We start from the raw sequence: 13,691 nt of genomic DNA, 5'->3' as shown, positions 1-13,691 counted from the left end.
TGTAGTATACCAGGGACCTGCAAGGAGAGCGTAACACGAAAAATAAAGAGAGAAAGGTTCTTTGAGGATTTTCATCATCTCATTGGTGCCTTTCGTAGGAAGGCGGATTTATAAAAATGAAGAAATGGATAGGAATCGCTGTCGCAGGAGTTGCAATTCTCGCCATCACCTTTGGCATTCGCAGCAACAATAAAAAAGCGATCGCAGAAGAGAAGGTCACGACGATCAATGTCGCACATACTCAAAATTACGTTCCCTATGATTATATCAACGAAAAAGGTGAATCTGACGGGTTTGAGGTACAGGTATTGAAGGCGATCGATAAAAAACTGCCACAATACAAGCTAAAATTTACAGGGACCAGCGATGACGATTTGCTGATCGGTTTGGACTCAGGGAAATATGATCTAGGAGTCAAAGGGGCTTGGTATACAGAAGAACGTGCCGAAAAATTTATCATTCCCAAAGAAAAGATCGGCGCAAGTATTATTGGCTTTACGATTCGCAAGGAAGATGAGAAAAAATATCAGACCATTGATGACATTGCAAAAGCTGGCGGGAAGCTCGTACCGATCTCACCTCAGAATGCCCAATGGAATGTGATTGAAGAATACAATAAAGAACACCCCAATCAGCAAATCGAGCTGACAGCTGCCGAGGCCTTCAAGGTATCTGATGCGTATGCTTGGGTGTTAGAAAAACGTTATGATGCTTTTTTTGACATCAAGCTTTCCTTTGAAGAAGCCGTCAAAAATGATAAAGGCTCGTATCATCAATATGTCGATCAACTGAGCTATGTTCCGTACAAAGGGATTCCAACCTATCCATTACTGCATCGTGATGATAAGAATAAAAAATTTGCTGAGGCCTACGATAAAGCCATATTAGAATTGAAGGAGGACGGAACGCTGACGAAGCTTTCAAAAGAATATTTTGGTGAGGATGTCTTCAAGTTTATTCAAGAGTAGGAGGAGTTTAAATGGTTCGTTACGAGTGGTCAAAGGTTTGGCAAACGATTCCTCAATTGGTTGAATATGTTCCAGAAACGTTATTGGTGATGGGCTTGACGCTTCTTTTTGGCACACTTTTAGGTCTGCTTGTTTCTTGGGGCAGCTTGGCGCCCCAGCGAATGATTCAACGCATCGCGAATGGCTATATTTTTATCCTGCGATGCACGCCACCGATCGTTCTATTGTTTCTTGTCTTTTATGGTCTGCCCAAGTTTCTATTTTGGTGGCTGGGAGTTCAAAGCGACAGCTGGTCTCGTACCGCCTTTACAGTAATCGCGATGACACTGCTTTTTTCGGCGATGATCTCGAAGGTCTTTATCTCCGCCTATTTATCTGTGCCAAAGGGGCAAACGGAGGCCGGCTTAAGTGTTGGTTTGAGCGAGCGGCAGACCTTTTTCAGGATCATTCTTCCTCAAGCCTTTCGCATTGCTTTACCGAATTTTTCGACGGCTTTATTAAATCTGATGAAGGATGCGGCATTGGCTTACACGATTGGCTTAGTCGATATCCTCGGAGGGGCCAATTTGTTGATCAGCCAGAATTTTGGCAATCATTCGTTAGAAGTTTATTCGGCCGCAGCGATCATTTATTGGCTGCTGGCTTTGGTCTTAGCGGTTGCTACCCAAGGCTTAGAAATCGTCTTGACCCCACATAGAAAGGAGCCAGCCTAAATGAACTGGGAGTTTATCTTTGAAACATTTTTAGTAACACTGCAGGGGGTTCCGGTGACACTAGCAATTGCTGTCGTTTCCATCGCTTTAAGTATTATTCCGGCAATGCTGTTGGCCCTGGGGCGCATCCATAAAGTAAAAGGTGTAACGACCTTTTCAATTATCTATCTAGCCTTTATTCGCGCGACACCGCCGATTTTATTGATTCTATTTTTCTACAGTCTGTTGCCTAGTTTGTTAAATCGATTATTGACCGCATTAAATAGCTCGTTCAATATCTTTAACCTGTCGCCGTTATATTATGCCTTCATCATATTTAGCCTTTTGACGACCGGCAGCTTATCCGAGATTTTTCGATCGGCGCTTTCTACGGTTAGTCAGCAGCAGCTTGAAGCAGGTCACTCCGTGGGGCTGACGACGTTTCAAACGTATCGGCGGATTATCTTTCCGCAGGCCTTGACTTCAGCGTTGCCAAATTTATCCAATCTGACAATCAATCTCGTGAAGGGAACCTCACTGGTTTTTGTAATGACCATCAAAGATATTACTGCAATCGCCAAGGTTCAAGCCGCTCATGGCTATCAGTATTTTGAATCCTATTTAGTGATATTCATTATCTACCTGCTGCTGTGCGGAAGTCTGCAGGGGCTCTTTCATTTACTAAGTCTGCGCTTGAATAATCATTCGACGCGAAGAAAGGAGAAAATCCGTGCTAAAAGTTCAAAATCTCTGCAAGCAGTTTTACCAGCAGGAAATCCTCCGCAACGTTAGCTTGGAGGTTAATCAAGGGGATGTAGTCGTCATTCTAGGGCCCAGCGGTTCTGGAAAAACGACCTTCTTACGTTGTTTAAACGGTTTAGAGAAGGCGGATTCTGGAATAATGGAGATCAACCAGAAAAAATACGACCTTGCCCAAATAAGAAAGAAGGAAATGACTGAGATACGAAGGAAAACCGCCTTTGTTTTCCAGCATTACAATCTCTTTGCCAATAAAAAGGCCTTGGAAAACGTTTTGGAGGGCTTAGTGACCGCTCGTAAAATTCCTAAACAGGAAGCGCTGAGGATTGCCCAAGCTGCCATTGAAAAGGTGGGCTTGAAGGCCTATGAAGACTACTACCCGCATGAATTATCTGGCGGGCAGCAGCAGCGTATAGGGATTGCGCGCGCCATCGCTCTCAAACCAGAGGTCATCCTATTCGACGAACCCACTTCGGCGTTGGACCCAGAATTGATCGGTGATGTATTGCAGGTAATGCGTCAATTGGCGGAGGAGGGAGTCACCATGGTGGTGGTGACTCATGAAATGAGCTTTGCCCGCGATGTAGCTAATCATGTACTTTTTATGGATCAAGGGCAGATCGTTGAAGAGGGGGATCCGGAAAGCTTCTTTACAAATCCGAAAGAAGAACGAACACATCGTTTTTTACAAAGGATTCTTCCAGAGAGAACCGGTTTGCTTTAATAGCTAAAAAGCATGTGCGATGATATAAAATTGCACATGCTTTTTGTGTACGCAGACCTTCAAGTGAAACCATAATTTGGAAGGTAAAGGTGAACTACTAAAAAAGAAATAAATCGTCTTAATAAAACTCAGTTTCCTCACTTAATATTTTTCTACCAAACTCTAAACCGCTTGAATCGTTTAGATTTTGCAAGAAATAACGATTCAAAAAAAATCAAATCGCTAAATAAAACAAAAAAGATCGGCATCCTCGCGAAACCAAGGATTTTCAAGACGAGGAATGACTAAAGATGTCCCGGTTGAATCATCGTAGGGTGAGCTGCTGCTTAGCTGAAGGTCTGCAATCATGGAATTTTGACCGCCTGCCCCTGAATCCTGGAACAGTCAAAAGGCAGATAGGTCAAAATTGCTCCGAAATACTTGAAAACGATCTGATGACGACGAAAGAATGGAAGGATTATAGTGAAGAACAGGTCCGATTTATTCAAGAAGACAGCGGATCGGCACATCTCGATGAGGAACCCCATTGATATATCCAAAGAGCAGCCGAATTATTATACCAGCGATCGCGGAACACTGATGAATTTGTTAGGGGCCTCTAAAGCCTATGCTTCTGGACTAGGAATAATCCAAGGTCTGACTAAAGATCAGATTGTTCTGCGTCCACTGAAAGACGCCGATGTTCATTCTCTGGTGGTAATTAGTAATAAAATGCGCAAGCCGACAGATTTTGGGAAATATTTTCTTAAAAAATTGCGGCAGACATTGCAGGATTGCCATTGAGGAGAATGACTGTTGAAAAATAGTACAGCGAATTGAAACAATTGTATTCACACCTGAGACTAAATAAAGTCACAGGTGTTATTTTCATGCTTGCTTCATAGGTGGTAACAACAAATCAATCTACCTATCGAATTTTATTGACTAAAATAACAGGTCTTTTCTAAAATATTAAATAACTGATTTAATATGATAGGTTAAAGCATATTCATTGGTTTAATAAGGTGTGCGAGCGATTTCCCTTGGGTTGGAAAACACCCTGTTAGAGAAACGTTTTAAAACGTTTAAATTGAATTAAAATATAAACCACCTTTCAAAAGCCATGACGTGCTATTATTTTCAAGACGAAGCCGAAACAGATGTCTTTTTAAAGAATCGTGATATAAAAGATCAGACTCGTTAGAATAACAGAGCGCACATTTACTTGATGTGTACTGAGACAATCAAAAAAAGGATGGTTAAGATGCCTAGCACAATCTTCTATGCTATTTATAGTAGTGATGAGAATTATGGATATGTTACAGGAATTAGTTTTGTTAAAGATTCGAAACTTCTGACTACAACCCAAATGAAGCCAGAAGCACATTTAAAGGGCGAAGTACCGATGAACGCGCCGCAAGTTGCGAATATCAAGACATTTTCTGATAAGCAAGCGGCTCAAAGGGCGATCGAGGAACTTGCTTCGTGTGAGAATATTGAAAATAAAGAAAATCTGGTGGTAAAAGAATTGAAGGATAGCGAGATCGAGTTTATCGAGCGATGCCGTAGAGCTTATGCTGTTCAAAGCAGGCTTCAAGAATATGCTAAACATTTAAGAAAGAAAAAGATTGAATGCTTAAAATGCGGAAATACAGCCATTTCAGAAATGATCATAGGCGAAATGAATTATCAAATAATGGCGCGGTTTAAATCAATTAAGAATGGTAGATATTTTAGAAAGACGATCAGTGTGTATTGTCACAGATGCTCCGCGCAGATTTTATAGTAGCCAGTAAAATTACAGAAGATATATGCTATTTTGCAAAGATCAAGAGACTGTACCTACGTGTTGGTTGAGACTGAAATAGGAAAAACGTAAAAAATTGCTCCGAAATACTCGAAAATGATATGATGGCAACGAAAGAAAGGAACGATTACAGTGAAGAAATGGAAAAAGATCCTTCTGACTGTTCTGATCGCAATCGTTGTCGTGATGGTCGGCGGAGTTGCGTATTTAAAAACGCAAACGTATGCACCAACAAGGGCTGCGCAGCAGGTAACAGAACAGGCGAAAGAAGAAAGTGACTGGCTGTATTTTCCTTCTGAGGACGAGTCCAAGCCGATGATCATTTTTTATCCCGGTGCGCTAGTTGATCCAGGAAGCTACAGCCCTTGGGCTCAAACGCTGGCAAAGGACGGCTATCCAGTTTACATCCTGAAAATGCCGCTGGATTTGGCTATCTTGGCACCGAATCGTGGTGAACAGGTTTTATCCCAACAGCCTGAACGTGATTTTGTCGTTGGCGGCCATTCGTTAGGTGGCGTGATGGCTAGCCGCTTTGCCAAGGAGCATTCGGATAAATTGGCAGGCATGTTTTTCTTAGCTAGTTATCCAGATGAAAAAGGCAGTCTCGCTGATAAGGAGCTTCCCGTGCTCTCTTTGACTGCTGAAAATGATGAGGTATTGGATCATGATGCTTTTCAGAAAGCCAAAGCGAACTTGCCTAAAAACACGGAGTATCAAGAAATCGCCGGCGGAAGCCATGCTGGCTTTGGGGCGTATGGTGCTCAAAAAGGCGATGGAAAATCAGAGATCAGTGATCAAAACGAGCAGGTCGCTAAACGCTTGATTGCTTGGTTAGATGAACAGGTCAAATAGCTGTAAAAGATAAGTTTTTCCTAGATTCGACAAGAATGGAGCACTTCGGTGTTCTTTTTTTTGTGGAAAAACCTATAATGGAAATGATTTTTTAGTTCGGTTTTAGAAGGGATTTTTTTGAATGAAGATTTTACTAGGTGAAGATGAAGATAAAATGCGGGAGTTGTTGGCGCAGTTTTTCGAAAGGGAAGGCTATTCTGTCACAGCCGTTAGTGATGGTGAGATGGCGCTGGAAGCATTTTACGAGGAAAAATTCGATTTGGCTGTTTTGGATTGGATGATGCCAAAAATGAATGGGCTTGAGGTCGCGCAAAAAATGAAACGAGAGCGCAACATCAAAATCCTCATGTTGACAGCTAAGGATTTACCAGAAGATGAGGTGCAAGCCCTGCTGGCGGGAGTCGATGACTACTTGACCAAGCCGTTTCATGCCAAGGTGTTGCTGATTCGTGTGGCGAAATTATTAGGTGTTATTCAGCAGGACCTCAAGCAGCCGTTAGTTTTTCTTCCAACTGAGAAACGGGTTTTATTGAATGACAGTGAATTGAATCTGACGAAAAGAGAGTATGACGTGCTTTATTATCTCTATCAAAATCAAGGCTTGGCGTTAACTCGCGAACAGATTCTGTTGGCTGTCTGGGGATTGGATCATGAAAACGATGAAAGGACCGTGGATAGTTTTATTCGCATCCTGCGGGAGAAGCTGGGCAAAGGCCTGATTCAAACTGTTTATGGGATAGGTTATCGCTTTGAACTACCGAAAAAATAGTTTGGCCCGATCCTTCATTCTGCGAGTGGGTGTCCTTTTTATTCTGATGCTCTTGCTGGTGCTCTTGTTTTATCGCTGGATTTTTCCGACGTATTATTATTGGAAAATGGAGCAGCCCGTCAAGCAAGCCCAGCAGATGATTCAAAAGGGCGAAAACAAACCACTTCCAAAGGATATTATTCGGGTTTCTTTACCGCTAGAAAGCGCCACTTCAGAAGAAGAAGTCACAGAGGCGATCGCTTTTCGGTTGAATCGTGAGGGCATTTCACTGAATCGCTTCTGGGTGGAGCAAACGACGATCGCAAAAATAAAAACGGATCATGTGGTTCAACGTTTGTACAATCAAACGAAGCAGAAGAGTGATTTCTATACACTGTTCTTCCGTAAAGGCGAGACGATCTATCTGATTGGCAGGAGTATTCCCGATTTTAAGGCTGCGATTCATACACTGTTGCCGATAGTTGTCGTCGTTACGCTGTTCTTTCTATTCCTTGTCTTTGGACTGATTATTTTATTAGTGCGGAATCAACTCATTAAACCACTTCGTCGATTAGAACAAACGACACGCAACATAGCTAAGCTGGATTTTGCAGATTCTGTCCTGCAGGAGAAAAATGAATTAGCTAGCTTGAGCCGCTCCATTAATCAAATGAAGCAATCCCTGCAGCAGCACGAAATGGAGATGCTAGAACGAAACGATCAGTTGAAAAGCTTCTCGTCCAATTTAGCACACGAGCTAAAAACACCTTTATCCGTAATGCAGCTCTTAATCGATGGAAAAGAAATGGGATTGGAAAATCCAACATTTCTCGCAGATATTGATCAACAGCTGGCAACCATGAATGAGCTGGTAAGCAATCTTTTGTCCTACAGTCAGCAAATGCGTGAGGATATTTCGCTGGAACCGGTGGAAATTCATGCTTTGATCGAACAAGAAGTCGTTCAACAACAAGTCATCGATCCCAGCTTTCGAATTGAACGTAGATTGGAAACGTGTGAACTAAAAACGAATCCACAGCTGCTGCGCATGATTGTCATCAACCTATTGATCAATGGCATGAAATATAGCCTAGATCAGCAAATGAAGATCAGCAGTATCATCCTCGCGGAGTCCTATCAGTTAATCTTTGAAAATAAAACAACGCCATTTTCTGATCAGCAATTCTCCCGCTTATCTGATCCCTTTGTGGTCGGAGAAGCCTCACGAAATAACCGGCTTTCCGGCACCGGCTTAGGGCTTTCAATCGTTAAAGAAGCAGTAAAATCATTGGGAGGAGAGCTGGTGCTTCGTCAGGAAAACGAATGTTTTGTCGCAACGATCAATATCCCAATTCACTAAAAACAGTACATTTCGTGCTGTTTTTTTCTTTTGCACAAGTTTTGCATAGTTGTTTTGTATGCTTTATGACACAGGGGGGGAGAGCATGAACAATCACGCAAAAAGAAAAATGATTATCGGTTTTTTAGTTGGCGGCTTGCTACTTACAGGAGGCGCACTAATTGCCGCAGTTATCACTAGTTGAAGAAAGCAGGAGAACAATGAAGAAGAAAATTGTCGCAGCCATTGCGCTGCTTATCGTGTTTATTCTATTTTACGCGTTTAAGATCGAACCAAATCTGGTTGTTACTCATCACTTAAAATTAGGCGATCGAACTAGACCAGCAGAAGTAAAAATAGTCCAGCTTTCAGACATTCAAGTATCTGAAAGCTATGAAACGAATCGTTTAACGAAGGTGATTGGCAAAGTGAACAAGGAAAAGCCCGATATCATCGTGTTTACCGGAGATTTATTCGATAATTATGCTCAATATCAGCATGAACAGGAAATTATTGAGCAGCTGAGCCAGCTGAATGCCTCGATTGGTAAATATGCAGTGTGGGGAAATCATGATTATGGCGGCGGTGCAGCGAGAATCTACGAAAGCGTCATGAATGCTGGAGGATTTAAGGTATTGAAAAATTCTGGTGAAACGCTCCTGCTGAAAAGCGGAAAAAAGCTGTTTATCGGCGGAATGGATGATTCCTTACTGGGAAATCCTTCTGTGGATGAAACGTTAGCTGATCGCCAAGGGTATGACTATTCCGTATTACTGACCCATGAGCCAGATGTGGCGGATCGGTTTATTGGAACCAATACACAGCTGATCCTAGCCGGGCACAGCCATGGCGGACAAATTCGCTTGCCATTTTATCAAGTGAAAAATGTTTTAGCGGAGAAATACATTCGCGGATTGTATGAACTCAGTGACCATACGAAACTATACGTTAATACTGGCTTGGGAACCACTTCGATTCATGCACGCTTTGCTGTTCCGCCGGAGATTTCCGTGTTCCAATTGCATTTTTAAGAATTGAAGCTAAGGACAGATTATTCCTTTTATAGCTAAGATTAAACGAGCTATTTTAGTCAAAAGCCCTCATTTGATGGGCTTTTTTCTTAAAATTAGAGAAAAATATGGGTAATCCTATTTGTTGTTAGTTATTTTATAAGAACGTCTGATTTACTGTTATCATGTTCAGCTGATAAGAATTTTTATATTTTAGATGCAATCAAATTTTTGGTGTGTAAATCCCGTAGAAATAGGCGTATGTTGTTGGTGTAGATATCTCAACAAAGAATTATTCTAAACGAAAGGATGTCAGTTCTGCTTTTCGCAGTATATGTAGCTCAGAAAAAATAGAAAGCTATAATCAAATAAAGCAAAAAAGCTGTTTAGCAGAATGATATACGGCGTGAGAATCAACCTAATTTTTTGCAAAAAAAATAATACATTAAATCGAATAAGGAGGAGACCTATTTGCACGAGTACGGCATCACGAATAAAAAACTGTTTACGCTGTCACGGCGAACAGTCGAAAAACGGATTCGCAAGTATTATCATGAGACAAAAGATGGCACGGCCACCATCGAAATGTTGATTGCATTACAAGTTCGGGCAGAACTCTGCGAATCAGAATTCAAGAGTGTTCTGAGAGGATTAGCGAATTATATTTTCTTAAAAACCCGCTCGACTGCCGCGATGCGTCGCTATTATATTTATTTTACCGATTATTTCGGAAAGAAAGAGTGGCAATTATTATCTGCCAAATTATTCCCAGCGCAAACTTATGTCGCTGTAGAAACTGAGCAATTATTTAGTCAAACAATCAATCAACCGTTGGAAGGCATGGTCGAATCATGACCAGTTTCCAAGTAAATAAGGAATACCAACTAAAAACTAAAACCTAAAAGGATGGAACCCATTTATGAGAACGATTACTTTAGATGCGGAGTTTGCTGACGGCATTGGCAAGTCCCATCATTTTAAATTTAAACACTTTGACCCGACAAAAACCGCGGATCAAGTCAAAACAGCATTAACCAAATTAACCAAGATCGGCCTGTTTGAAAAAGACGGCGTCGCTTTATTCAAGGAAGTCTTGCGAGCAAAAATGATCGTGAAAGAAGTCAGCACGATCTTTGATGATACAGAAGAAAGCGAGCAACCAGCCAACGATCCAATGAGTGTCATGATGGAGACAGCTAACGCTCAGCCAGTAATGGCAGCGACTCCTGTGAAAGAAGAAGCACAGCCGAAGTCTGTCAAAAATTCAGGAGAAATCCGCTTTCCAGAGGATTTTACGATTACGGAAGAACAGCCAAAACCGGGCTGGTTAATCAAAACAATCCAGCTGCCAATGGGTGTGGAACCAGAGGATATAAGTGAAAGTCAGGCGATCATGATCATTACAGCTTGTCTACCAACTGACGCCTCCGTGGAGGATATTGTGTTAGATGATCAATCAACGCCAGCGAAGCTGATCATTACGGCGAAATACGAGGAGGAAGCGGAAGAACCAGCTATGTCCGCAAACAAGGAATCCCCGCCGGCAAAACCTAAGAAAAAACGGAAACGGCTACTGAATCGTATGCGCAAACGAGAGTAAGCAGCTGAGTTTCCGCCTCATCAAAAAAATCCAACGTTGGGATGAGGCGGAATAATGCATGATAAAAAGGTTGAGCGCAAATTTTAAGCCCGCTAAGGTAGCGGGCTATTTGCCATGGAGCAAGTTTCGTTAGGCTGTGACTCATTCGAGTATTAACTATAAAAACGCCATTTTATGTTTCTAAAAATTCGTAATTTTTTTGTTTCAATGTTTTCAGTCCATTGCGTCTTAATGACAATCAAGAGCTTCACACTTAAGGTAGTTAAAGCGAAGGTGATCAAGAATAAGGGAATTCCTTGAAAATCTGCGATCCCCGCCTGTTTGAAAACCCATTGAATGCCTTCAAGAAAGAGCGGATGTAAAAAATAAAGTGATTGGCCGTTTTTTCTTAACTGAGAAAAATTTCTTTTAACTAAAAATGTTGATCTTAACAATAAATTCATTAAAAAAAGTGAAGCAGGTATTAGGGAAAAAAGAAAATTCTTGTCTGTTCCCTGCTTCAAACAAACAAGGATCGTTTCACTGCTTAAAAGAAGCAGGCTAATTATCAGTCCCTGCCATTTGTATTTCTGTAAAAATAGATGATATTTAGATGCGCTAGCCAGAAAGAAACCGATAAGCAGAAATATCGGTGCATAAAACAGCCCATTCCGAGTGGTGAAGAATAGCTGCTGGTAAAGGGTATAGATTGTATGAATGCGGGTTCCTTGAAGATAAGCTGCATAGGTTTCTGTGGCACCAAGCGTAAATAGAAACATACAAACACAGCAGGTGATCGGAAACTTGACATGCTTTACTAACTTTCGGGTTAGAAAGAACCCTAAGAAAAGTGCTGGAAAATACCAAAGGTGGTAGCAAAAGCCTAAATAACCAATGCCTACTGGTAGAGCAGCAAGATAGAGTTTAGGATCAAGTCCGATATTTTGGACAAACCAAACGCCATAAGGAAGATAGATCAGACTCCAAAAAAGATATACCTGCCATTGACGTTTAAAATAGCTGCGAGCATAATCAGGATTTTCATTTTGTTTTAAGCAGAAAAAGTAACCAGCGGTAACTAAAAAAAGCGGGACGGCTAAACGCCCAAAGAAAACCTTCAATGTGAAATGAACAATGTCATTTTCAGATAACCGACCGCAATGAATTAAAATAACAAGTAATGAGGAAGTATACTGTGCCAAATTGAGTAATGGACAGTTCTTATTTAGAATGATATTTTCAGTTGGTTCAGGTTTGGTCATGTGCTTCGTTCCTTTTTTGAGAATTTATAGTGGTGAAGTAAATGGTGCTCCTTTTTTCGCTGCGGAAATCAACAGTCAATAAACTGACTAATATTATTTTTAGCGAAAAGAGCAACGACTTAATTCTCACAGTAATTGAGATGAAGTATCGTGACTAGAAACAAAAGCAAACATTTACATAAAGCAGCCGCAACAAACAAGAACATCAGGAAAAACCTTGCCAAATTAGGATGTTACGATTTGTTGCAGGTCATTTTTGCTAAAGAGAATACCAATTTTTCAGGGTATCCGTTAAAATGAGAAGGAGTAATAAGGGGTGTGATTCATGGATATTGGAAAGATCATTAAGGAAAAAAGAACTGAAAATAATCTGACGCAGGAGGACTTGGCTCAGAAATTTTTTGTCACGAGACAGTTAGTTTCAAAGTGGGAGAACGGCAAAAGCTATCCCGATTTAAAACAGGTGGTTCAATTAAGTGACTTTTTTGATATTTCTTTGGAACGACTTTTAAAGGAAGATACAGAGATGATTGAAGAGTTGAATTTTGATACGAAACGAAAAAAAATCTTTAAAATACTATCTATTTTAATAACACTATTGGTAGTAGCAGCGATCGTCTTTTTCGGAGTCATTCGATGGATAGATATCGTTTTTTTAACGGTTGATGATATTCAAATCACGAAGATCACGAAGCGAGTGTTGCCGGAAAAGGAAAGGATCATCGAACGAACTGGAGAAAAAGTTACCTTGCCAGAGGATGTGGAATATACGATCCATTTCAAAGCAAACGGCTGGATGATTAATCTTTACAATACATCGGGAGAAAAGGAGTATTCTGATGACAAAAGCATCATGGTGAACGCAAAAGCCGAGCATCATCTATATAGTCATAATAAGGAAAGCAAGATCGTGATAAGAAGTGAACGGGAGAGCAAGTTATTTGATCCGGATTTGAATGTAGGGAAAAGTATTTACCTTTATAATATCGATAAGGCGTCTAAGTGGTATAGAAAAAATACGAAGAAGTTTGATATTCCCTCAATCGCTCAAAGCGGAGACAAGCTGTTTGATATCAAGGAGCTGGAAAAGCTTCCCAGTAAATAAAAAGGCAGGAGCATCCGATTGAAAATCAGGTTCTCCTGTCTTTTAACTATGTATTTTCAGTATTTGACTAAATGATTAGTGGGAATCTGGCTCCAAAAGCAAATAGTTCAAGCCCTTGGTACAACAGGTATCAATCAAATCAGCTGTTTTCTCATAGCTTGGGTGGGGGAGGGTCTCTATCCACCATTTGACAGTTGTCATTGCATTGACAGCGTACAGCTTGGAATAAAAGGAAATCATGTCACCATCTATATTTGAGCGTTGTTGTTTTCGTAAATAATTTTCAATATGATATTCTATCGAATCCTGCATCAGCAAATAAGGCGAAAAAGAAAGATTCTCGATTGACCATAAAGCGCGAATGACTTCTTTTTGCTTATCGATATAACTAAAAGCGTTTTGGATGTTTTTATTGTTCTCTTCATTTGGATAGAGATCATAGCTTTTAACTAAATTTTCACTGTAGGTTTCTAAGAACAACTCACTGGTAAAACGAGCTAATTCTTCTTTATTTTCAAAAAAAAAGATAAAAAGAAGTCCGGTTCATCTCGGCCTCCTTTGCAATATCCTTGATAGAAATCTCTGAATAGGCTTTTGTCCGCAGCAAGCGAACAAGAGCATCTCGTAATTTCAAAGCCCCGCCAGTAACTTTCATAAGTGATTCTCCTTAATAATTCGGTCGACACTTCAGCCTCAACTGTCTTGTAAGTGCCATCCTCAGCTTCTAAAATGATTCTATCATAAGCAAAGTCTAGTGGTAATAAGTCAAGAGTAAAGTAACACGTTTTCTACCCTAAAGAACTGAAAGAAGGTGCACTCAAAAAAGCCTAGCCTAATGAAGCGTTTTCACAGGCTGAGTTCAAAGAG

17 protein-coding genes are annotated in these 13,691 nt (G+C 40.8%); 14 read left to right on the top strand and 3 right to left on the bottom strand.

Annotation, left to right across the window (positions count from 1 at the left end):
* The first annotated feature begins 110 nt into the window (after positions 1 to 110).
* The 13 genes from KQI58_RS21740 to KQI58_RS21685 all read left to right on the top strand — a co-directional run bounded on the left by KQI58_RS21740 (position 111) and on the right by KQI58_RS21685 (position 10,478).
* The gene (locus tag KQI58_RS21740; RefSeq protein ID WP_367397960.1) at positions 111 to 968 is read left to right on the top strand and encodes a transporter substrate-binding domain-containing protein; all 858 of its coding nucleotides are present in this window, start codon (positions 111 to 113) and stop codon (positions 966 to 968) included.
* 11 nt (positions 969 to 979) lie between these two features.
* Positions 980 to 1,681 (top strand): amino acid ABC transporter permease, encoded by a 702-nt coding sequence (locus tag KQI58_RS21735; protein ID WP_216411027.1) that lies wholly within the window; start codon positions 980 to 982, stop codon positions 1,679 to 1,681.
* Complete coding sequence (locus KQI58_RS21730; protein ID WP_216411026.1) at positions 1,682 to 2,452, top strand: amino acid ABC transporter permease; 771 nt, start codon at positions 1,682 to 1,684, stop codon at positions 2,450 to 2,452.
* On the top strand, positions 2,391 to 3,143 hold the full coding sequence (locus KQI58_RS21725; protein ID WP_216411025.1) for an amino acid ABC transporter ATP-binding protein: 753 nt from the start codon (positions 2,391 to 2,393) through the stop codon (positions 3,141 to 3,143). Before KQI58_RS21730 ends, KQI58_RS21725 begins: the two co-directional genes overlap by 62 nt.
* 290 nt (positions 3,144 to 3,433) lie before the next feature.
* Complete coding sequence (locus KQI58_RS22905; RefSeq protein WP_253296086.1) at positions 3,434 to 3,673, top strand: hypothetical protein; 240 nt, start codon at positions 3,434 to 3,436, stop codon at positions 3,671 to 3,673.
* A complete protein-coding gene (locus KQI58_RS21720; RefSeq protein ID WP_253296085.1) occupies positions 3,657 to 3,926 on the top strand; it encodes a hypothetical protein in 270 nt (89 codons plus the stop codon). Before KQI58_RS22905 ends, KQI58_RS21720 begins: the two co-directional genes overlap by 17 nt.
* 460 nt (positions 3,927 to 4,386) lie before the next feature.
* Positions 4,387 to 4,908: a hypothetical protein gene (locus KQI58_RS21715; protein WP_216411024.1), complete on the top strand. Its 522-nt coding sequence runs from the start codon at positions 4,387 to 4,389 to the stop codon at positions 4,906 to 4,908.
* Between the two features lie 153 nt (positions 4,909 to 5,061).
* Positions 5,062 to 5,781 carry an alpha/beta hydrolase gene (locus KQI58_RS21710; RefSeq protein ID WP_216411023.1) on the top strand — a complete coding sequence of 240 codons (720 nt, stop codon included), beginning with the start codon at positions 5,062 to 5,064 and terminating at the stop codon, positions 5,779 to 5,781.
* A 121-nt stretch (positions 5,782 to 5,902) separates the two neighbouring features.
* Entirely contained in the window at positions 5,903 to 6,550 is a 648-nt protein-coding gene (locus tag KQI58_RS21705; protein WP_216411022.1) for a response regulator transcription factor, read from the top strand.
* The gene (locus tag KQI58_RS21700) at positions 6,531 to 7,889 is read left to right on the top strand and encodes a HAMP domain-containing sensor histidine kinase (protein ID WP_253296084.1); all 1,359 of its coding nucleotides are present in this window, start codon (positions 6,531 to 6,533) and stop codon (positions 7,887 to 7,889) included. The genes KQI58_RS21705 and KQI58_RS21700 overlap by 20 nt, the downstream gene beginning before the upstream one ends.
* A gap of 200 nt (positions 7,890 to 8,089) precedes the next feature.
* The gene (locus KQI58_RS21695; RefSeq protein ID WP_216411021.1) at positions 8,090 to 8,899 is read left to right on the top strand and encodes a metallophosphoesterase; all 810 of its coding nucleotides are present in this window, start codon (positions 8,090 to 8,092) and stop codon (positions 8,897 to 8,899) included.
* A gap of 450 nt (positions 8,900 to 9,349) precedes the next feature.
* The gene (locus tag KQI58_RS21690) at positions 9,350 to 9,733 is read left to right on the top strand and encodes a hypothetical protein (RefSeq protein ID WP_216411020.1); all 384 of its coding nucleotides are present in this window, start codon (positions 9,350 to 9,352) and stop codon (positions 9,731 to 9,733) included.
* A gap of 64 nt (positions 9,734 to 9,797) precedes the next feature.
* Entirely contained in the window at positions 9,798 to 10,478 is a 681-nt protein-coding gene (locus KQI58_RS21685) for a hypothetical protein (RefSeq protein WP_216411019.1), read from the top strand.
* A gap of 152 nt (positions 10,479 to 10,630) precedes the next feature.
* Here KQI58_RS21685 and KQI58_RS21680 read toward each other — a convergent pair whose 3' ends face one another.
* Complete coding sequence (locus KQI58_RS21680) at positions 10,631 to 11,719, bottom strand: acyltransferase family protein (RefSeq protein WP_216411018.1); 1,089 nt, start codon at positions 11,717 to 11,719, stop codon at positions 10,631 to 10,633.
* 325 nt (positions 11,720 to 12,044) lie between these two features.
* Here KQI58_RS21680 and KQI58_RS21675 point away from each other — a divergent pair, with 325 nt between their 5' ends.
* Positions 12,045 to 12,824, top strand: coding sequence for a helix-turn-helix domain-containing protein (locus KQI58_RS21675; protein WP_216411017.1), 780 nt, complete (start codon positions 12,045 to 12,047; stop codon positions 12,822 to 12,824).
* A gap of 75 nt (positions 12,825 to 12,899) precedes the next feature.
* Here KQI58_RS21675 and KQI58_RS21670 read toward each other — a convergent pair whose 3' ends face one another.
* Entirely contained in the window at positions 12,900 to 13,304 is a 405-nt protein-coding gene (locus KQI58_RS21670; RefSeq protein WP_216411016.1) for a TetR/AcrR family transcriptional regulator C-terminal domain-containing protein, read from the bottom strand.
* 34 nt (positions 13,305 to 13,338) lie between these two features.
* Entirely contained in the window at positions 13,339 to 13,479 is a 141-nt protein-coding gene (locus KQI58_RS21665; protein WP_216411015.1) for a TetR family transcriptional regulator, read from the bottom strand.
* Positions 13,480 to 13,691: the final 212 nt, after the last annotated feature.

It is taken from the genome of Enterococcus raffinosus (genome assembly GCF_018917525.1).
GTDB classification, from domain to species: Bacteria; Bacillota; Bacilli; order Lactobacillales; family Enterococcaceae; genus Enterococcus_A; species Enterococcus_A raffinosus_A.
Note: the sequence above shows the minus strand (reverse complement) of the source record. Positions and strands in the feature narration are given on the sequence as shown.

What these genes read in the sequence shown, in the direction of transcription:
- KQI58_RS21735 (WP_216411027.1), top strand. Translation starts at nt 980, where the DNA reads ATGGTTCGTTACGAGTGGTCAAAGGTTTGGCAAACGATTCCTCAATTG.
- KQI58_RS21730 (WP_216411026.1), top strand. Translation starts at nt 1,682, where the DNA reads ATGAACTGGGAGTTTATCTTTGAAACATTTTTAGTAACACTGCAGGGG.
- KQI58_RS22905 (WP_253296086.1), top strand. Translation starts at nt 3,434, where the DNA reads ATGTCCCGGTTGAATCATCGTAGGGTGAGCTGCTGCTTAGCTGAAGGT.
- KQI58_RS21720 (WP_253296085.1), top strand. Translation starts at nt 3,657, where the DNA reads ATGAGGAACCCCATTGATATATCCAAAGAGCAGCCGAATTATTATACC.
- KQI58_RS21715 (WP_216411024.1), top strand. Translation starts at nt 4,387, where the DNA reads ATGCCTAGCACAATCTTCTATGCTATTTATAGTAGTGATGAGAATTAT.
- KQI58_RS21705 (WP_216411022.1), top strand. Translation starts at nt 5,903, where the DNA reads ATGAAGATTTTACTAGGTGAAGATGAAGATAAAATGCGGGAGTTGTTG.
- KQI58_RS21695 (WP_216411021.1), top strand. Translation starts at nt 8,090, where the DNA reads ATGAAGAAGAAAATTGTCGCAGCCATTGCGCTGCTTATCGTGTTTATT.
- KQI58_RS21685 (WP_216411019.1), top strand. Translation starts at nt 9,798, where the DNA reads ATGAGAACGATTACTTTAGATGCGGAGTTTGCTGACGGCATTGGCAAG.
- KQI58_RS21680 (WP_216411018.1), bottom strand. Translation starts at nt 11,719, where the DNA reads ATGACCAAACCTGAACCAACTGAAAATATCATTCTAAATAAGAACTGT.
- KQI58_RS21675 (WP_216411017.1), top strand. Translation starts at nt 12,045, where the DNA reads ATGGATATTGGAAAGATCATTAAGGAAAAAAGAACTGAAAATAATCTG.
- KQI58_RS21665 (WP_216411015.1), bottom strand. Translation starts at nt 13,479, where the DNA reads ATGAAAGTTACTGGCGGGGCTTTGAAATTACGAGATGCTCTTGTTCGC.